The sequence below is a fragment of the Streptomyces sp. NPDC031479 genome, from assembly GCF_055581065.1.
In genome coordinates this window covers 1-18,422 of record NZ_JBVIKC010000034.1, presented here as the reverse complement: position 1 = coordinate 18,422, position 18,422 = coordinate 1, and the positions used below count along the sequence as shown (strand labels likewise).

Annotated in this window: 16 protein-coding genes and 1 tRNA gene; 8 read left to right on the top strand and 9 right to left on the bottom strand. The window is 68.1% G+C overall.

The genetic code is table 11. From position 1 onward, the window contains the following. Positions 1-6: 6 nt before the first annotated feature. Entirely contained in the window at positions 7-1,029 is a 1,023-nt protein-coding gene (locus ACZ5D2_RS29370) for an aldo/keto reductase (protein ID WP_331732983.1), read from the bottom strand. 654 nt (positions 1,030-1,683) lie between these two features. Here ACZ5D2_RS29370 and ACZ5D2_RS29365 point away from each other — a divergent pair. Continuing rightward, a complete protein-coding gene (locus ACZ5D2_RS29365; RefSeq protein WP_468933438.1) occupies positions 1,684-2,376 on the top strand; it encodes a peptidylprolyl isomerase in 693 nt (230 codons plus the stop codon). A gap of 289 nt (positions 2,377-2,665) precedes the next feature. On the opposite strand, the gene ACZ5D2_RS29360 is transcribed toward ACZ5D2_RS29365, so the two are convergent. The 3 genes from ACZ5D2_RS29360 to ACZ5D2_RS29350 form a co-directional block, all read right to left on the bottom strand. After that, complete coding sequence (locus ACZ5D2_RS29360) at positions 2,666-3,301, bottom strand: VOC family protein (RefSeq protein ID WP_331732977.1); 636 nt, start codon at positions 3,299-3,301, stop codon at positions 2,666-2,668. Between the two features lie 323 nt (positions 3,302-3,624). Further along, positions 3,625-6,132, bottom strand: coding sequence for a helicase associated domain-containing protein (locus ACZ5D2_RS29355; protein ID WP_468933434.1), 2,508 nt, complete (start codon positions 6,130-6,132; stop codon positions 3,625-3,627). Between the two features lie 240 nt (positions 6,133-6,372). Continuing rightward, complete coding sequence (locus ACZ5D2_RS29350; RefSeq protein WP_331732971.1) at positions 6,373-6,771, bottom strand: DUF4760 domain-containing protein; 399 nt, start codon at positions 6,769-6,771, stop codon at positions 6,373-6,375. A 184-nt stretch (positions 6,772-6,955) separates the two neighbouring features. Here ACZ5D2_RS29350 and ACZ5D2_RS29345 point away from each other — a divergent pair, with 184 nt between their 5' ends. Beyond that, positions 6,956-7,162 carry a hypothetical protein gene (locus tag ACZ5D2_RS29345; protein ID WP_468933430.1) on the top strand — a complete coding sequence of 69 codons (207 nt, stop codon included), beginning with the start codon at positions 6,956-6,958 and terminating at the stop codon, positions 7,160-7,162. A 54-nt stretch (positions 7,163-7,216) separates the two neighbouring features. Here the strand turns inward: ACZ5D2_RS29345 and ACZ5D2_RS29340 are convergent. From ACZ5D2_RS29340 to ACZ5D2_RS29330, 3 genes are all read right to left on the bottom strand, one after another. Continuing rightward, a tRNA-Ser gene (locus ACZ5D2_RS29340) sits at positions 7,217-7,290 on the bottom strand. Positions 7,291-7,389: 99 nt separating this feature from the next. Beyond that, positions 7,390-7,665 (bottom strand): hypothetical protein, encoded by a 276-nt coding sequence (locus ACZ5D2_RS29335; protein ID WP_331732965.1) that lies wholly within the window; start codon positions 7,663-7,665, stop codon positions 7,390-7,392. Then, a complete protein-coding gene (locus ACZ5D2_RS29330; RefSeq protein ID WP_468933427.1) occupies positions 7,617-8,057 on the bottom strand; it encodes an IS5 family transposase in 441 nt (146 codons plus the stop codon). The genes ACZ5D2_RS29335 and ACZ5D2_RS29330 overlap by 49 nt, the downstream gene beginning before the upstream one ends. A gap of 1,042 nt (positions 8,058-9,099) precedes the next feature. Between ACZ5D2_RS29330 and ACZ5D2_RS29325 the strand changes: the two genes are divergently transcribed. From ACZ5D2_RS29325 to ACZ5D2_RS29315, 3 genes are all read left to right on the top strand, one after another. Further along, a complete protein-coding gene (locus ACZ5D2_RS29325) occupies positions 9,100-9,963 on the top strand; it encodes a hypothetical protein (protein WP_331732962.1) in 864 nt (287 codons plus the stop codon). Positions 9,964-10,940: 977 nt separating this feature from the next. Then, entirely contained in the window at positions 10,941-11,522 is a 582-nt protein-coding gene (locus tag ACZ5D2_RS29320; protein WP_468933423.1) for a peptidoglycan-binding domain-containing protein, read from the top strand. A gap of 771 nt (positions 11,523-12,293) precedes the next feature. After that, a complete protein-coding gene (locus tag ACZ5D2_RS29315; RefSeq protein WP_468933422.1) occupies positions 12,294-12,497 on the top strand; it encodes a hypothetical protein in 204 nt (67 codons plus the stop codon). 587 nt (positions 12,498-13,084) lie between these two features. Here ACZ5D2_RS29315 and ACZ5D2_RS29310 read toward each other — a convergent pair. Beyond that, on the bottom strand, positions 13,085-13,258 hold the full coding sequence (locus tag ACZ5D2_RS29310) for a hypothetical protein (protein WP_468933419.1): 174 nt from the start codon (positions 13,256-13,258) through the stop codon (positions 13,085-13,087). A gap of 178 nt (positions 13,259-13,436) precedes the next feature. Between ACZ5D2_RS29310 and ACZ5D2_RS29305 the strand changes: the two genes are divergently transcribed. Further along, positions 13,437-14,159: a hypothetical protein gene (locus ACZ5D2_RS29305; RefSeq protein WP_468933417.1), complete on the top strand. Its 723-nt coding sequence runs from the start codon at positions 13,437-13,439 to the stop codon at positions 14,157-14,159. A 428-nt stretch (positions 14,160-14,587) separates the two neighbouring features. On the opposite strand, the gene ACZ5D2_RS29300 is transcribed toward ACZ5D2_RS29305, so the two are convergent. Then, positions 14,588-15,628 carry a hypothetical protein gene (locus tag ACZ5D2_RS29300; RefSeq protein WP_468933414.1) on the bottom strand — a complete coding sequence of 347 codons (1,041 nt, stop codon included), beginning with the start codon at positions 15,626-15,628 and terminating at the stop codon, positions 14,588-14,590. 1,318 nt (positions 15,629-16,946) lie between these two features. Between ACZ5D2_RS29300 and ACZ5D2_RS29295 the strand changes: the two genes are divergently transcribed. Beyond that, on the top strand, positions 16,947-17,630 hold the full coding sequence (locus ACZ5D2_RS29295; protein ID WP_468933411.1) for a GNAT family N-acetyltransferase: 684 nt from the start codon (positions 16,947-16,949) through the stop codon (positions 17,628-17,630). Positions 17,631-17,824: 194 nt separating this feature from the next. Further along, a complete protein-coding gene (locus tag ACZ5D2_RS29290; protein WP_468933409.1) occupies positions 17,825-18,043 on the top strand; it encodes a hypothetical protein in 219 nt (72 codons plus the stop codon). Positions 18,044-18,422 lie beyond the last annotated feature (379 nt).

Genomic DNA, 18,422 nt, shown 5'->3' with positions numbered 1-18,422 from the left:
TACACGTCAGCGCCTGCGCAGCGACGCGTCCGCCAGCTGCGGCGGTGAGTAGTCCGCGTCCGCGGGATTGAGGTCGGTACCGGGAGGGACCAGTTCGTCGATCCGGTCCAGCACGGCGTGGTCCAGTTCCACATCGGCGGCCAGCAGGTCCTTCAACTGGTCGGCGGTGCGCGGGCCGATGATGGCGCTGTCGACGGCCGGATGGCTCAGTACGAAGGCCAGCGCGAGGTGCGTGAGGGAGAGCCCCGCGTCGGAGGCGAGCCGCAGCAGATCCTCGACCACCTCGTACTTACGGGCGTTGCCCGGCAGGCTCTGGTCGAACTTGTGCGGGATGAGGGTACGCCGGAAGTCGTTGAGTTCCAGCGGCCCGCCGCGGCGGTACTTGCCGGTGAGCCAGCCACTGGCCAGCGGACTCCACGTCAGGACGCCGACGCCGTACTTCTGCGCGGTCGGCAGCACCGCACGCTCCACGCCCCGCATGAAGACGGAGTACGGAGGCTGCTCCGTGTGGAAGGGCACGTGCCCGCGACGCTCGGCCGTCCAGCGGGCTTCCACCATCTGCTCCGCCGGGAAGTCCGAACTCCCGATGGCGAGCACCTTCCCCTCCCGCACCAGGTCGGACAGGACCGACAGCGTTTCGTCGATGTCCGTCGACGGATCGGGCCGGTGCACCTGGTACAGGTCGATCCGGTCCGTGTCCAGCCGCCGCAGGCTCCCCTCGACGGCCTGCCGTATCCAGCGCCGCGAATTGCCCTGCCGGTTGCCGCCCCCACCCATGGGGAAATGCACCTTGGTCGCGAGCACGACCTCGTCCCGCCGCCCCTTGAGCGCCTTCCCGACGATCCGCTCCGACTCCCCCTCCGAGTACATGTCCGCCGTGTCGACGAGGTTGACCCCGGCGTCCAGAGCGGCACGAACCAGACGCTCACCGTCCCCGTGGTCCCGGTTCCCCCAAGCGCCGAGCATCATCGTGCCCAGAGCGATGCGGCTGACCGTGATGCCGGTACGTCCGAGAGTGGTCGTGCGCACAGCTTCCCCTTCCGTCGGTGTGCCCCACGGCCCCGCACACACACCAGCGGCGACCGCAGACTATACGACATCTTATACATAGAAGAGTTGCGATACCCTGCCTCCGGCGCTGCCGACCGGTCCCGCACCGCCACCCTGCGCGACGGCCACGACGATGTCGTCGCGCGTTCGGCGTCGATGTGGTTTCGGGGGGAGGACCACCCCCGTCACGCGGCAGAAGAAGGTGCGCGGGAACCCCGCCGCGGTGAGGCAGGCCCACACATGTGCCCGCGCCCGACCGACCGGCGCACTTGGTCCGAAGAAGGAGGCGACGACCGGTGAGTGACAACGACCACGACGTCCCCGCGGATGAGCGGGAGCTGTGCTGGTGGGTGTGGGTGAGGACAGCCGGTTGGTGCGGGGCGCGTCGGTTGCCGGCGGCCGGACCGCCGTCTGGTGCCTGTGGGGCGGCCGACGCCTGCACCGCCCGTGGCTCCGTCGAGCAGGGACGTCAACTGGAGGGCGAGGACCTCGGGGTCGCCCGCGTCGGCCTCCTGCCGTTACTCACCATTCCCGCCTGCCAAACCACGCCCTAGACTGCGACCGCTCCAAAACCTGGCGATCATCAGGAGGGCGCGCAACATGAAACGAGCACTGATCAGCGCATTCGCGGCCGTGACGTTAGTCGTGTCCGGGGGGAGCGTCGCCACCGCTTCCGACGGCGCTCCACCGCGCACCACGCACGGCCCCTGCCAGTACGCACAGACCCCGGACGAGCCGCCGGCGCGCCCTGTTCCGCTGCCGCCCGACCCGCGGCGCACCCCCAGCCGTGGCGTGATCGACATGGCCGTCCCGACCAGCCAGGGCCCCCTCCCGCTGCACCTTGACCGGGCCAAGGCGCCGTGCACGGTCCAGAGCTTCCTGCACCTGGCACGGCACGGGTTCTACGACCGTACGGTGTGCCACCGCCTGACGGCGTATCCGACGCTGAAGGTCCTGCAGTGCGGCGACCCGACCGGTACCGGTGAGGGCGGGCCCGGGTACAAGTACAAGGACGAGCTGCCGGTCGACCTGCCGCCCGCACCCACCGATCCCACCGGCACGCGCCGCCTCTACGGACGCGGCCTGCTGGCGATGGCCAACGCCGGTCCGGACACGAACGGCTCACAGTTCTTCGTCGTCTACGGCGACTCCGCACTGCGACCGAACTACACGGTGTTCGGCACCGTCGGACCCGACGGCCTGGCAACACTCGACAAAACCGCCGCCGGAGGCATCGAGCCGACCGCGGAGAACCCGGCACCGGTCGACGGCACACCCGTACTACGGACCGAGCTGCTCCGCGTCCGGCCGTCCGGCCGGCATTGACGCACCATGACATGGCCACGACCTCGATGAGCGTGCCTGGCGCCTGAGGCCGCGCTTCCGGCGGCTGCTCGACGCCACCCGAATCCCCTTTTCCACAGGGCCACGGAGAAGCCGTTCGCCTCCGCGTCCGGAGCAGCGAGGCTATTGCCCAGCCGCCGAGGAGGGAGAGCGTGCGGAGGCACGCCTTGACCGCCGTCCAACCGTTGTCCGTCCTGGAGAAGGAGCCTTCTGTAACACCCTTTTGCCGGGAGACCCCTGCCGGCTGCTCCCGCGGGGCAGTCGGCAGGGGTCAGATCGTGACGGGGCCGTGAGCGGTGGCGAACTCGACCGAGACCAGGCCGGGTTCCTCATCCTCGACCCAGGTGACGTCGATCTGGTCGAGGGGGTGGTCGGCCGGTTCGCCTAGGAATTCGGCGATGGAGGCGGCGTTGCCGGCGATGGAGACCCCGTGGATGGTGGTGGAGGTGCGCGGGTCGGCGCTCGGGCGCTCCTCGTTGGGTACCAACCACTGAAGGAAGTAAGGCAGTTGCGGGTCCTCCAGAAGCTCCAGCAGGCCGATTTGCTTCCACCTCAGGTCGAGCCCGTCGGGGCGGACACGGTGGCCCTCGGTCGAGGTGCGGCCGAGGCGGGCTTCGACCGGGGCGATGTCGTCGACGGAGACCACCCAGCCGAGCCAGCCGCCGCCCTCGGCGGCGCGGCGCGCGACTGCCTGGCCGAAGGGTGCGCGGTCGGCGGCGGGGTGGTCGAGCGTGGTGACGACCTCGACGTAGGTGCCGCCGCTCAGGGGGAGAATGAAGTTGCGGGTGCCGAATCGCGGGTGCACGCCCCCGTCGACGAACCCGCCGCCGAGGGCCGATCCGATCCACTGGACGGTGGAGACGAAGCTGTCGCGGGCCACCGCGTAGGACACGTGATCAAGTCGCACTGGGCCATCATCACCCGACAACCCGCACAAATCCCGACGCCGCGCCCGCCGTTCCGGCCGCGAACGCTGCGGATTCAGCCGTGGAGCGGATTGATCATCGTCATTCCGGCGGGGAGGCCCGGTCGAAGCCAGGCGGCAGCGCTGCCGCCATTTTCGCCGGTGGTGAGGGAGCCCATACATTGCTGCGGAAGGAACCGATGCTTTCCTCGCGCATCTTCATCTGGCAGCTACGACCCCATCCGTCTGGTGCAGGTTGGTGTCGCTTCCCCGGTAGGTGCCGTGGCGCCCGCGTAGGGCAGCGCCCTGGTGTCGGCCTCGCGGGGCTATTGCGCCCACTGCACTCCGAGTGCGGCGAGGGCTTCGAGTTGCGTCTGGTCGAGCCGGTCGCGGCGCTGCTTCTGGTTGGTGATCCATACGCCGGTGCGGTGCTCGGTGCCGTCGGGGAGGTGCTCGATGTGGGCTCGCCCGGGCAGGCCGCCGCCTTCCCGTTCGATGTACTGGGTGAGGGCCTGGATGCCCTTGTGGAAGGCTTCCGCGCCCCGCCCGGACGTGGCGGTCGTGCCCGGCTCCGTGGCCGCCGTACGGGTCCGTACGGCCCGCGCCGGCTTCACGCCGAGGCCGGCGAGGCGGCGCTGCTGCTCCTCGTTCAGCCGGCGGAAGTCGTGGCGCTGTGTGGCGAGCCACCGGCCGGTGTCCTCGCCGTGCCATGTCACCCCCGGAACGATGCCCGCAAGGCGTGCACCGTCCGCGAGGAGGGCCTTCAGGCCTGCGTACTGGCGCTGCCAGTCCACGGTCCACCCGAGTGCGCCCGGGTTCCAGTCCGCATCGATCGCGGCGAGGGCTGCGGCCCGCCGCTCCGCGCGCTCCGGGTCCTTCCCGAGCCCGCCGGGCCGGCGGACGTTGGTCAGCCACTGCCCCACCGGCTTGTCCAGCGCGGTCGCGTGCCGCGGCGCGGCCAGGGTCCCGTGCTGCTCGTAGTAGGCCCGTGCGGCGGCGAGGTTCTCGGCGAAGGCGGCGTCGGCGGTGTCCCACACGATCCCGAGCTCCTCCAGCTCGGCGGCCCGCTCCCCGGTCATCTGCCCGGCGCGGAAGGCACGCCGCTGGTCGGAGAGCCACCGCCCGAGGGGGTGCGCACCCTCCACGTGGTCGTAGGGCACCTCCAGGTCGCCCTCCCGTTCCCGGTACCGGAGCGCGGCTTCGATGCCCCTCCTCCAGTCCTGGCGTTCGGTGTTGAACACCTGGTAGCTGATCCACTTCGCGATCAGCGCGGGGTCCCGCGGGGCGGCGAACCGCAGCAGCAGCCGAGCCTCCTCGCCGCCCGCGTCGGGCGCCTCGCCGATCAGGGGCGACGGCGCTACGATGCGCTTCTGCGCTTCCTGAGGAATTGCGAGCATTTCCACGGCACGCTCATCATGCGCCCGAAGACCCTGCAATACCCGAATCAAAGGTCCGTAGGACTTTGAGGAAAGAATCCCCTCAGGGTCTTCGTCCTCGGCCAGGAAGACCGGCACGATCAGCGTCGCCATCTTCCCTTCCCCGGGCTTTTGGCGCAGGGCCCGGCCGATGGCCTGGACGATGTCGACGGCGGACCCCTTGGGGTCGATCAGCGCCACGCTGTCCACGGCGCGGATGTCGACACCTTCGCCCAGCACCCGGCAGTTGGCGAGGACGGCGCGGCCGGCCCGCCGTCCGAAGTCGGCGAGGACGTCGGCGCGGTGTTCGGCTTCGTGCTGTCCGCGCAGCCATCCCGTCCACACCTTCGCCGGGTGCCGGCCCGGGTCGACGGCATGCAGCCGGGCCGCCACCCGGGGCAGGCCCTCGGCGAAGGCCTGCGCTTCGATGGTGCGGTGGTGAAAGGTGATGGTGGTCTTCAGACCGTGGCTCGCCATGGTTTCCAGGAGGGTGGTCTGCATCGCTGCGAGCCGCTCGCCCCGCAGTTCCTCCTCCCACCGCTCCTTCCCATAGAGCCGGTCCGGGGTCACGACAGGGTCCACCAGCTCGGCCACGACCACCTGATACCGCGCCAGCAGCCCCCGCGAGATCGCGTCCGCCAGCGACAGCTCGTAGACGACAGGACCGAACACCTTCGGGTCGTCCATCGAGCACGCCAACTCCGCCGACAGCGCTTCGTGGTATGGCACGTAGGTGCGCCCGGCAGCCTCTTCCCTTCGCCGCCGGACCTTTTCCTTCCGCCGGTGTGCCGCCGCGGCCGACCGCATCTCGGCCCGCGTCCGCGGCCGCTCGGCCCAGATCCTCGGGGTGGCGGTCATGTACAGCCGGCGGTGGGCCGGGATCACCTCCTGGCGGTGCACCGCCGCCCACGCCTTCCCCGCCGACCCCGATGTCCGGTGCGCCTCGTCGACCACCACCAGGTCGAAGGGCTCCATCACCAGCCCGTACTCCCCACCGAATGCCTCGGCCACGACCGGCAAGGAGGCGTAGGTGGCGTACACGGTGACCGGGCCCCGGCCGTGCCACAGGGCGAGCTGCGGCGCCGACGTCGTGGCGCGCACCTTCAGGTCGTGCAGGTGGGCGCTGTCCTCAAGTGAGCACACCGCGACCGCCGGCCCGGTGTGGCCGGCAGTCCGCCACTCCCGGGCGGTCTGGGTGAGGAGATCCAGCGTCGGCAGGAGCACCAGGACCCGGCCGCCACGGGCAAGCCTCAGCGCGGCCGCCGCGGCAATGAACGTCTTTCCGGTCCCGCACGCAGACACGACCGTTGCCCGCAGTCCTGCCTTCGGGATCCGCTTTCCCGGAGGAGTTTCCAGCCCGTGGACGATGGCTTCCACAGCCTCTTCCTGGTGTGGACGGAGCGTGATTCTGGTGGTCATCGACATTCGTCACTCCGCTGAAACACCCCCGCCGGAAGGGAGGAGCCGAGTTTTCGAGATACTACACACTGCATCAATGTATCTTGAATTTACCGGACCAGTATATGGATGTGCCCGGCATTTGCGGACAGGTCTCGTTCGACAGCCTTCACCGGTGTCGGGTGTGAGAGGGGGCCGAGGGTGCCGTATGGGAGTTGTCTGTCCCACCTGCGTCGGGTGCCGGTCCGCCGCGATGATCTATCAGAAGTATCGACGTACGAGCTCTTCCGTCTGGCTGGCATATTCCGGTCGTGTGGTGCGGTGCAGGTTGATGTAGGGACGGGCCAAAGCGAAGGTTGTGGGGATTCCGGGGAAGAGGGCTACCACGTCTCCGCTGTTGACCAGGCCGCGATTGGTCAGCACTGCGAGGAGCTCAAGTTTCTGGAGGAGGTTGTCCAAGCCCTCCCTGTCATCTGTGCCAAGGTGGGTGAAGTCCCCGAGCTCATGGGCTTTTAGCCGGCGACGGATGCGACTGAGGTCAGCAGACTGATACTCCTGGTGCAGCGCGACCAGCGAGGTGATCGCCCGGGTGCGTTTGGCCTCCTTGACCTGGCGGGCGGCGTACATCGCTGCCAGGGCCACGATGACTGTGCTGGACACGGAACTCAACGCTGCCACGGCATCCCAGCCCATGCTTCCCCCCGGTCCGTTGAAGGCCAAGGCTAGCCCCGCCCGTGATCTGGCGGTCAGGGTTCACCAAGAGTGCCTCAACCGGTTCTGCCTCCATCGCATGACATGAAGCCACCCGCAGCTCAGCGTGCCTTGGAGATGGTTGAAGGGGGTTGTGAACACCATTAAGTGCATCCTCGCCGCGGTTGCCCTCGCAGGCACCGCAATCGTCTTCGCCGCAGCGCCCCAGGCCTTGGCTGCTGGTCCTGGAGCCATCGGGTCGAGCGCCAGTTTCCTGGGCGGTCAGTCAGGCAACACGGACCTGACCGTGGGAAGGGACTTCTTCTACGCCCTCAGCCCGGCGAACAAAACCCTGGACTGACCCGGTCAGCCTGAACCAGGTCATGAGCGAGGGCTCCCTGTGACAGTACGCGGCAGGGGTGGGCCGGATTCGAACCGGCGTCATCCCTCTGAGCAAGAGGGTGCGTCGACCTCTGCGCCACCTGCCCCCGCCGCGGCCGGCTGAGGCTATGCCACCCAGGTGCCCCCTTGCTGTTGGCTGCCCGCGGAGCGGGCTGGTCCTGGAGGCGGAGCCGGAAGGGCCTCCGGCTAGGCAGTGTCTGATGGCTCTTTGATGAGGTCGCGGAGCCAGATCACGATGGCTGCGTCGCCGCAGGCCCGGTCCGGCCGGGTCCGCGGACGCCCGGGCCCAGTGCGGGCGACCTTGAGTACCTGCATGAGCGGGATGAACATCGGGCCGTCTCCGCGCTGGCCGGGCGAGGTCAGCCATGCCAGGGGGCGGCAGCGGTCGTCGGCCAGCAGGTGGATCTTGCTGGTCAGTCCGCCCCGGGAGCGTCCCAGGGCCTCGCGGCCCTCTTCGTCCACACGCGAGCCACCCCCTTTTCGGGGTGGTCGGTTGGGGGAGCGTGCCGGGCTCCGGCCGCGTGCTGGTGGGCCCGGCAGGTGGTGGAATCGACGTTGACCGCCCACTCGCCGTCCGTGTCCTGGGCGGTGGAGTCGGCGCCGGCCTGCAGAGCGCGCAGGATCTTCGACCAGGTGCCGTCGGCCGACCACCGGCGGTGGCGTTCGTAGACCGTCTGCCAGGTTCCGTAGCGTTCAGGCAGGTCACGCCACGGAATCCCTGTCCGCGTCCGGTAGAACACACCGTTGACCACGGTACGGTGATCAGCCCACCGCCCACCCGGGTTCCCGGTCTCCGGCAGCAGCGGAGCTATGCGCTCCCACTGAGCGTTCGTCAGTTCATGCCGACGCACCATGACGGACCCCTGCCCGGAACAGCGGTGGATCCACCATGCCGGGCAAGAGGCATCAGACACTGCCTAGTCGTTCCTGCGGGTTCCCGGGCCGCCCGCGCAGCCCGGGAGCCGGGGGTCCTCGCTGCGGCGGGACCTCCGGCTCGCAGTTCCTCCGCAGGGGTGATTCTTGCCCTCGCGTATGCGTAGGCGGTCTATGTGGTTTGCTCCCCCTACGCCACCGTGGGTGACGCGTTCGCCGCGGCAACAGTCGCAGCATCCTCGCGACCAGCGGACCACGCGGCGTGGCTTCGACTGCTCCAGGAAGCGAAGGGTGGCTTTGTTGGTGAGTTACCACTGACGTACAAAGCCAGAGGAGGTCCGGGTCTGATCGGGGGTGGTCAACGGGCGGTAGTGAGCTCGGCACCGAAGGCACCGCCGCGCGCATCCGGCGTGGGGTCGCCGACATCCGAGCCGCCGCCGCCCCCTCCGCTGTGGCGCCCGGCCGGGCCGTCACGTCCCCGCGCCCCGGCGTTGGGCGCGGGTGAAACGCAGCGCTCCTGTGCCACCTACGCCCCGGCGGGCAAATGGCCGTGGGGCGCACCCCCCCCCAGAGAACATCTCTAACCGGCTCTGGTCACTCGGGAGGAGTGGGCTCGGGCTGCGGAGCATTCCGAGTTCGCCGCCTCTGGTTCCATCGCCAGGCCGCGAGAGCCAGGCCTACGAGGGCGGTGGCGGCCACGTTCCCGGCGACGTCATGGATCAGGAAGGACATCGCGGCATCCACCTGTCCAGGCGTCAGCACAGTCGCGGAGCCGATCTGCAGGGCGGTTTGAGCTGCTGCTTCACCTGTAGTCATGCAAGCAGCAGACCGCTTCGGTCCCATGAAACCCCAGTGATTCAGATGACCCCGTAAACACCCGGACGCTGCTGGTCGCAGGTGGAACAGACACGCCTTTTCGTCGAACGGCCACGCCGTTCAGGAACGTTCGGTGAAATCCGCGTACGTTCAGGCGTAACTGCCCTACCGTGGACCGTCACGCTGTACGCGACGCCAGGAGGGGCAGTGACGCAGGGCAGTGTCGAGACGCACCCGGGCGACGCCGAGGCCATGAGCGCCTACGACGAGGCGTTGCGTACCTTCGCGATCGACCTGACCCGGTTCCACATCCAGTTCGGCGCCCCCTCCTACTCCCAGCTCGTCAAAGCCTCCGTGCGCCCGAAGCTCACCAAGGCAGGCGTGAACGAGGCGCTCTCGGGCAAGCGACTTCCCTCGTGCGAGGCGCTGCTGGAGTTCGTGCGCGTCGTCTGCAGCCCGATCCCCCAGCAACCGGGGACTCAGGCCGCGGCGCATTCCCCAGCCCACGCCACGCTCATCACCCAGTGGCGCGACCGCTGGGTCGAGGTCAAGTTCTTACAGCGCCAGGCCCAAGCACCCTGGAAGCGCGTACGGAACTCCGCGAAGGAACTCCTGGAACAGGCCCTCCGAGAGGCGGAGATCGTCCGCACCGAAGCGCATGAAGAGGCCGACCGGGTCCGCGCTGCCGCGCATGCGGAAGCGAAAGCCATCCGGACGAGGGCCCTCAGGGACGTAGCACAGGCCGTCATCGACGGCATCCCGCTCAACGGCAGCCTGCACATCTTCCACGCCCACGCCCAGGACCCCCTGCCGGCCTGGAAGGAGCGTTGGATGCCGCTCGATGCCATCTTCAGGGGCGGGAGGAAATGGGACTTCAAGGCGCCCTTCTGGTTCGCCGTCCCGGCCCCGACACCTCTGATGCCCGAGGACGGTGGCCCGACCCCCATCGGCGAGCTGGCGACTGGCCTCTGGTATCTGGCCATCGAGTGGCAGGGGCTGAAGCTCCTGGCGCAGATACAGGACGGCAGGCGAGGCATCCTCCACGACACGTACGGAATCCAGCGGGGCTGAATTTCTCCGGCGGCTCGGCCCCGGGTCGAACGCGCATGGTGTCCGTCCTGGTCGGGTCCCCGCACCGTGCGGGAGAAGAGGGGGCTGTGGCCTGCTGCGGCCGGGCTGACAAAACCGACGGTCGGCGTTCCGCCGTTCCACCGAAAGCCCGGCCGCGTTCCTGCTGTTCCGCACGCCTGTGACCTGCGGCAAGGAACGCATCTCACCCGCTGCGCCGGGGGAGCGGGCGGCATCGCGGGGGAGGGCGGGGCCGCCCCGTGCGGGGCGGCCCCGGGATGGTGCGGGTCAGGCCCCGGTGCGGGCCAGCCCCAGGAGGGAACGTGCGTCAGGAACGCGACGGAAACCCGTCCGCGCCCACCGCCGCCGAGGCACTGCGCCAGGAACTTCGGAAGATCAAGGACGACCGCCAGCTGTCGTTGACTTCCCTGGAGTTCCAGACAGGGTGGTCGCGGTCGTCCTGGCGCCGGTTCCTCGTGGGAGAAGGCGTCGCCTTCCCGGACCGGAAGGCGATGGAGGTCGTCTGCCAGCGGTACGCCAAAGACGACGCCGAACGGATCCTCGGCCTGTGGGAGGCCGCGACGGCGGAAGCACAGCCCTCGGCCACCGCGGCTCCGGCACGCCCGGATCCCACGCCCGCGGAGCTGGTAGAGGCGGACGGGCCGCAGCCGACAGCCGGCACATCGACCAAGGACGCCCCGACAGCGGACGCTGCGGCGGCCCCGGCGGAGAAGAGTGCCCCGGAGCCTGCCTTGACCGCAGACGACACCACACGACCGGAGGCGAAGGAAGCGGCCCAGGCCACCTCTGCGCCCGCCCCGATGCCGGCACCCGCCCCGTCGGCACCGACTGCGGCCCCCGATCGGTCTCCCGCCTCTGTTCCGGCTCCGCCATCGGCGCAAGACCCGGCGTCGGTCGGGCCTCGGGCTGCGGGCAGCAGCACCCCCTCCGTCGCCCGTGCGAGCACGCGGAAGAGCGGGTTGCCCAACAGTACGAGGGCGTACGTGATCGCGGCCGTCACCGCACTCCTGGTGTTCGGGGGCGCGGCCGGACTGATAGCCACCACCGCCAACTCCGGCAGCCCGGAGGCCAAGAACCCAGGCGCCGACTCTGCGGACGCCTCGGCCAGCCTCAAGGGCGAGCCTGCGGCCGGGCAGCAGAAGCTCGTCAGCGAAAGCCAGCCAGGGCCGGGCTCCAAGAACCCACCCTCGTCTTCCGCGTCGCCCGCAGGCACGAAGCCGAGTGCGTCCCGCCCCTCTGGCACCTCCCCGGCACCGGCTCAGGCCTCGACGACAGGGGCGGCAGGGGTGGCGGACTGCAAGTTCAACTGGGACCGAACCCAGACCATGGCCAAGGGCATGGTGGGCTCCAAGGTCAAGCAGATCCAGTGCCTGCTCAACTCCAACTACGGCCAGTCCATCGAGGTCGACGGCAACTTCGGCTCCGGTACCGAGGCCGCAGTCAAGACGGTCCAGGCCTGCAGCGGCATCAAGGCGGACGGACAAGTGGGGCCGGACACCTGGGCCTACCTGGACCACCCCAAGCAGGCCTGCGGCCACTGACCTGCCAGCATCGTCCGGCCCTGACCAGCAGACGAGCAGCCACCCAGCTAGCCGGAAGGAGTCCCAGCCGATGGGCATCATGAGCGACAGCCTCGACCACGCCTCCCAGGTCGCGAAAGACACAGTCGTCCGTGGGCCGAGGGGCACGTGTTCAGTACTGTCTTCTTTCCCCTCCAGGGCCCCGGTGCGGGTCGGATCGGGCCCGGTTGTTGTTGCGATCGCCGCAGGTCATGCGGGGGACGGTCAAGATCGACCAGGCGGGTATGCCCCTCCCGGGCACGACTCGCCGTGAAGAAGCTGTTCCGGTGCCGAACACCGGTAAGAAGTGCCACTCCGTGGTCGGCAAGATGTACTTGACGGACGAGATCCTCGACGGCTTCACCCCTTATCGGGGTCAGGACGTACGCGCTGGTGAGAACCCGTCCTGTTCGCGAGTAAGCCGCCGTTCGCGCACGAAGCGCTCGCGTGTCGTCACGTAGTTCTGAGGGGACCCCCATGTCCGAACCTCGTTGGTTCCGGCTACAAGTCGGTGCTCAGCGACAAGTACCAGGTCACGGCCCTCAGCACCGGTACCCAGGCGGTGGTCTGACAGGGGAGGCCACCAACGCGTGGTTGGACAGCTCGGCGCCGGATTTCAACGGTTGTCTGTGCGTGCCGATACTCTGTGTCGACGCCATTCGGGTGCTTGTGCAGCTTCTGGAGGGCCGGGTTTTGACGGACCGTCGCCCCGGCCATCCAGTTGAGGCGCGGCGGTCCTGAATGGGGGTTCGCATGCCGGCATACGACAAGTCGCCGTCCGACGATTCGGAGGACGATGGCACGCCGTCTGTCCGGGGTGGGAACCGCAGCACCGCTCGCGATGCACTGCTCGCCGGCGTAGCCCAGGCCCTGCTGGCTGGTCTTGCTGATGAGGCCGCGCACTGGATCCACCAGTGCCTGGTGTGGCTGTACGAGATGCTGGTCAGCCACCTGTAAAACGCGACGCGCCCCCTGGTGCTGGAACACCAAGAGGCGCGAGGTGCGGTTTCACCCGCGGCGATCTCTGTCTCACTTACACACCTGGGGCAGAGGTCGCCGTCTCATGACATCAGTCTGCCGCCCACCACTGACAATGCTCTGGGTGAGCATGTACAGAGCAAGCTTGCTTCCCGTGATGCCATGTCCACTGTAGTGGGTGCCCACTAGCGCGGACATGCTGTCCACCCCCGTGGCCACCCATCCGTGACGTCGCCAGGTTCCAGCCGTGATGCGGTCAGTCCATGCCGGCGCAGTGCGGGTGCCGTGCCCGGCTGGGGTCAGCGGCCGCTACGGCGGTGACTAGGCCCAGGCCTCTGGGCCTCCGCCACGCCCAGAAGGTGCGGGTGAAGTTCGGCGCGGCCCGCGGCGGAACAGTGGGGATCTGGCTCTACCGGGCCGGTGACGTCGACCGGCGACCATCCGGAGGTGGACTGGCCCGCGCTGCGCGCCATGCCCAAGGGCCGGCGCTCCCCGCTCGCCTCCCTGCCCACTCCGGCCGGGGCCGACCGGTGACCGGCGTCGCTACCGGGACGGGGCTGTCAGAGTCAGCTGGCGGGCGGCGCATCGCTGTTGGCCGCGGCTTCGCGTGACTCCGCGGCACTGGGTTTCCGGCGGCGTCGGCACGCGATGACCGCACCTACTGCGGTCATGACTGCGGCTGACGGGAGCTGCTCCAGCAGGCCGGTGAGCAGGGTGGAGCAGAGATCGGACCAGGTCATGAGCGCCTCCGTGAGGTGTGCGGATGCTTGTGCGTTCATCTCACGGGGTGTGTGGATCAGGATGCGGAGAACTGATTTCTCTTGGGGTGATCCCGCCTGGAGTTGCGGAAACTGCAGGTCGGAGGGGTCCTCAGTTTTCTACGATCTGCGCAGGATTGAGGAGCTCTGAGGGGAAGACATGGTTGGCCCGGACACGGTGAGCACACCTGAACAGTTGGCTCAGGCGCTCAACGAGATGATCTTGAACAGCGGCAAGACCATGGAGAGGGTCGCGAGCGCTGCCGGCCTGGCGCCCAACACAGTGCGGGCTGCTGCGAGAGGGACGAGCTTCCCCCAGGAGGGAACCCTCTACGAGCTCGTACGCATTTGCGGTGGAGACAAGGGCGCCTGGACCAGAGCCTGGCATCGGGCCAACAACGCCCGCCCGAAGGCGGAAAGGCCACCTGCCGACGACCCGCTGGTCGAGGCCCTGAACCGGGTCGCCCTCGTGGAGGAGAAGCTCTCGGACGCACTCCGCCAAGTGATGGAGCTGGACATGAAGGTTGAGCGGCTCTCTGCCTACGTCCAGGGCTCGCGGGAGATGCAGGAGAAGTTCCATGCTGCCAAACAGGAAGCCGAAGCCGATCGGATTCGCCGAGAACGTGAAGGTCGCGAGCTTCTCAACTCGGTGCCCGTGCGCTTCGTGTACGGGCACCCAGACTTCAACGCCAATTATTCAACTGCTGCAGTAGATCGCTACGTAGCCGAGGTTAAGAAACTCGCCTTGACCAATATGGAGGAACTGAAGACTTTTCTTCTGACGACGCCATCAGATTTTCCGCGTATTGGTAGACACGGCTATAGCCCGACAGAAGTTGACAATTATGTCATCTATTTGAAGGCGGCTGTTTTGGGATCGTGAGACGCATTACTTAGTTTCTTGGTGCGACGGCCTGAATTCCATTATCTTATCTGACGGCCCGTCAGTTGTCTGCGTTTTGGTGGTTGGTGGGGTATGGGCCTGAAGGGCCGGGGGCGTGTGGGCTGCTGTGGGGGCGTTCTTGACGGGCTTGACCCCTGAGGGAGTCTGTGCAGCTCTTAGCCCATCAGGCGGCAAGTCAGGTGATGATCTGCAGGTTTTTGTCGGTGGGTTTCGGCAGGTTTTTGTCAGTGGTCTGGGTGCTGTTTCCGCCGCTGGTGGGTGTGGGTGTTTGGTGCTGACATGGGGTGCCGATGTGGTGCTGTCATGTCTGGCGTTTGCGCTGGTCGTTTTGGTGCAGATCGGGTTGGCGTGGTCCAGCGTCGCCAGTCAGCGTTCTCTCGTGTCCCATGCCGTCACGGGGGAGTCCGCTACTCGGTGGTGTCGGGGAAGCTCACTCTCACTGCGACCGTGGCGCCTGAGGCGTCCAGGTCGGCGAACACGGGGAAGTAGCCGTCGCCCCAGCTGGTCATCGCGCAGAGTAGTCGGGCGTCGCCGAGGTCCACGGTTCCGGCCTCGACTGCAGAGGCGCGAACCTGTCGCATGATCTGCCAGTGATGTGAATGGGGCCGGAAGTCGACCATCATGCGCCGCCCGGTCTTCTCCTTCCAGCTCTGCACAGCGCGTGCCTTGTCCCAGGCTTCCGCCACGGGCAGCCCAGCCCATCCGTGGACTCGGTCTTCGCCGGGTTCGCCCAGTTTCGGTGCCGAAAACTTCGCGGCGGCTTCCTCTGCGGCAGCACCCCAGAACGCGACGTCGGCCAGGCCGTCCACGGGCTCGTCGTGCTGCCAGGAGTTGAGGGCGTCCGTGTCGCCGAAGAGCACGCGGGCCCAGTCGATGCCGACCTCACCCAGGCGCACGGATGACTGCGTCGGGGCTTCGCTCATTCGAACCGATATCTCAGACCAGCGCGGTCCGACGCCCTCGCCGTGGTCGACCCGTGAAGCCAGAACCGGCAGGTGACGATCGGTGGGTACTCCGCCCACTGCGACGACGGGCACTCCGAACATCAGGAAGCCGCCGCCGCCTTGAGCGGCGGTACGGCGTGCGCGTTGGGCATGTGGTTCGCGGCTCGGCAACGCGGTCAAGCGGGCGTCCAGCCGTGTGCTCCGGCAGTGCTCGTCGAACATCGACTCAAGCATCGCTGCCCGGGAGGGGGGTATGTCGTGGAGCATGGCCCCTGGCTGCCGGTCGAAGGTGCGGGCCGCTGCCCAGGCGTCCGGGCCGACCACGGCAAAGTCAACTGAGCCGCGTACTTCGGCAGCCATCGCGGGATCGTCGACACCAAGCAGCGCAGGATCGATCTCCGCCGGCGACCGTTCTCCGCTCCACGTCCCCAGCTGCCCTCCGTCAACGACGACCAGAGTGCCCGACGGGCAGCTGATCTCTCCAAGCCTGAAAATCTCTTCCATGGCGCGCGAGTCTACGGCTGTCCTCAGGGCCGTCAGCAGGCGTACTGGGACGATCCCGAGAAGCGGATGCCCGGGCTTTCGAGAGATCCGCAGCTCTCACAGTCTCAGCCAAGTCCCGGCAGTAAAGGCCAGCGGCCTGGCACGCCTGGTCGTGCCTGAGCGTCGCTGGTCTGCCTCAACTCGGCCGACAACTTCGGCGCGCTTCCTGGCACATGGAGGCCCCGCGCACCTGCCCATACTGCTGAGCCTCGGGCCGGTGGGGTGTCAGTGGGGTAGGTGGATGCGGATGGCGGTGGCGTGTTCGGTGAGGGTGGCGGCGTTGCGGGCGGTGATGAGGGGTGGAGGGGGCTGTCTGGTGGGCGGTCGGTGTCGTGATGGTGGTGGTGTGCTGCGCTGATGAGGGTTTGGGCCCAGGTGGGCAGGGCGTGTACGCGGCAGTGGCGGTGGGTGTGGGGGTCGTGAATTTTGACGTGGGTGCCGTGGGCGTGGATGTCGATGCCGCGGATCAGCGCGAGGTGGGTGGGGCTGGCTCCGGTGAGCAGGGTGGTGGTGAGGGCTGCCGCATGGAGGGGGTGGGCGAGGGTGTGGAGGCGGTTGGCGAGCTCGCCGTGGCCGTCGAGGACGGGTGTGCCCGGCCGGGCCGGGTGAGGGATGGTCCCGACACCGTCGCAGGGGCCGTGTTTTGCTCGCGGGGCTGCGAGGTAGGGCAGGGGCCGTGGCGGATAGAGCCAGGGGAGAGCTGTCCGTGATGGCCGGCGTTTGGCAGGTATTGGGGCTGTGTTGGCCGGGGTGGTGAGGGTGTGGGTGGTGTGGTGGTCGATTTTGGCCAGGAGCTTTCGGAGGGTGGGGGTGGTGTGGATGTGCCAGAGCAGGGTGAGGTGGATGCCGGTGTGTTCTCGCATGTGAAGGAGCTGTCGTAGGCGGTGTTCGGTGAGCCGGTGGGCGCGGGTGACGGTCAGGGCGCTGATGTGAAGGGCGGAGGTCCAGGCGCGGACTGCCGTCCATGCGGGGGTGAGGGAGTCGGCCCAGGTGCCGTGGTTGTCCGGGGTGCCGAGGCAGGTTTTGCCGAGTGCGTGGAGAACGTCCTGGGCCAGTGCGGCTGGCGCTGTGGTGGCGGGGGTGGGGTCTACGGTGATCAGTCCGGCCGCCGGGTGGTGTGAGGCGAGCGCCCCAGCGGTGATGGCCGGGTCGTCGGCGGGGTCGATGAGCACGGTGAGCCGCAGTTCGGCCCAAGGCTGGTGAGAACACCCCGCCCTGGCCCTCACGGACCTCCTCCGCTACTTCGTCGCGCACGATACTGTCATCCCAGATCGAGGACATGATCAGCGCCTATATCGCGATAACACCAAAACTGGCCTGTTCATCCTGGGATAATGCCTTTCTTCGTATGGGTGCCGTTGTTCGCGGGATCGGGGTCATGAGCGGGCAGTACGCTGACCGTCGGCTGGCTGGAGGGACGATTCCTGGGGAGGGCGCCATGTGGGATATGAAGGTCACTGTGGGCGGCCTGGATGAGGCTGGGGCGTTCGTGTCGATGCTCCACGGCCACAGTTCCTGGCTGGTTCCGGCCCAAGACATCAATCTGTACGAGACGCTGGAGTGGACGGAACCCCCGCGGGTGGTCAAGCAGGTGCTGCGCCATGCCCAGGCTGGGGAGATGCGGATCTGCTGGGACCTGCTGACCCGTATCACGGGTGGTTCTGTGCTGACTGGTGAGGCCCCGGAGTTCGCTCCGCCGGCCGAGGAGCCTGAGCTCTATCTGCATTTCCTGGTCACTAGGGTGAGGTTCCGGCAGCTCAGCATGGCGGCCTTGGTCGCTGACGCCCGTGCCGAGGCCGCTCGGTGTGGCGTGAGGCTGCTTCGGACGCACTGCTGGACCGGCGAGGACGGCCGCTTTGTGCGCGAGTACGAGGAGTTGGGCTTCACTGCGACCCTGGAGTTCGAAGAGCTGCGGTCGGACGGGTCGTTCTGGCAGGGGCAGGTGCTGCAGACGCGGGTGTGAGCCGTTGGAGCTATCCCTGTAGCCCGGGACGGGAAGCAGGAGCAAATTGAACCCTGCGGCCCGACGCAGAGCCCACCAGGGACTTCGCAGCTTCACAGATCGGCGACGTGGCGAGCCAGCGGTGCAGTCCACCGGTTCCAGAATCAATCCGAAAGAGAGAATGAAGCACAAACTGCCTGAGGTAGGTTGTTCGTGTGGCTGACGCTTCCGAGTACGACAAAGCCGTTCCCTGGATCCGGGAACAGGTGACGCGTTACGAGAAGGCTTTGACGGAGATCCGCACGACGCATGCCGGCAGACCGGCGCCGGAGGTGAAAGAAGCCCTCCTGGCCGCTGGCGAGAGGCATGGCGTACGCATCGCCAACGAGGTCGCGCGGGACGCGGCCGAACGTATCGCTGACGGCACGCTGTAGACGACCAGCCCCAGATACAACCTCCAAGCGGGATCCCTGCAGCACACCCCCACCGGTCCCGCAGCCAGCCGCCCGCGGAGCGGGCTTGTCCTGGAGGCGAAGCCGGAAGGACCAGGTGGGGGAGCGAAGCGGACCCACCCAACAGGCCGAAGGCCTGGACCTCGTGAAACGAGGTCACCTCCCGCGCGAAGCACGGGAGGTCCGGGCCTGGCGAAGCCAGGCCACTCGGGTGAAGCGAAGCGGAACCCCCATCAGTCCGAAGCGAAGCGGAGGACTCCGGCCCGAAGGGCCGTCCCTGGCTCGGCGAAGCCGAGCCCGCCGAGCGCAGCGAGGCGGTTCGCTGGCACAGCGCGCAGCGCTGTGGGACCCGCTCCGCGGG

Coding starts and splice junctions, on each gene's coding strand:
- ACZ5D2_RS29355 (WP_468933434.1), bottom strand. CDS start 6,132: ATGACCACCAGAATCACGCTCCGTCCACACCAGGAAGAGGCTGTGGAA.
- ACZ5D2_RS29330 (WP_468933427.1), bottom strand. CDS start 8,057: ATGGTGCGTCGGCATGAACTGACGAACGCTCAGTGGGAGCGCATAGCT.
- ACZ5D2_RS29315 (WP_468933422.1), top strand. CDS start 12,294: ATGCCGGCATACGACAAGTCGCCGTCCGACGATTCGGAGGACGATGGC.
- ACZ5D2_RS29310 (WP_468933419.1), bottom strand. CDS start 13,258: ATGACCTGGTCCGATCTCTGCTCCACCCTGCTCACCGGCCTGCTGGAG.
- ACZ5D2_RS29305 (WP_468933417.1), top strand. CDS start 13,437: ATGGTTGGCCCGGACACGGTGAGCACACCTGAACAGTTGGCTCAGGCG.
- ACZ5D2_RS29300 (WP_468933414.1), bottom strand. CDS start 15,628: ATGGAAGAGATTTTCAGGCTTGGAGAGATCAGCTGCCCGTCGGGCACT.
- ACZ5D2_RS29295 (WP_468933411.1), top strand. CDS start 16,947: ATGATCAGCGCCTATATCGCGATAACACCAAAACTGGCCTGTTCATCC.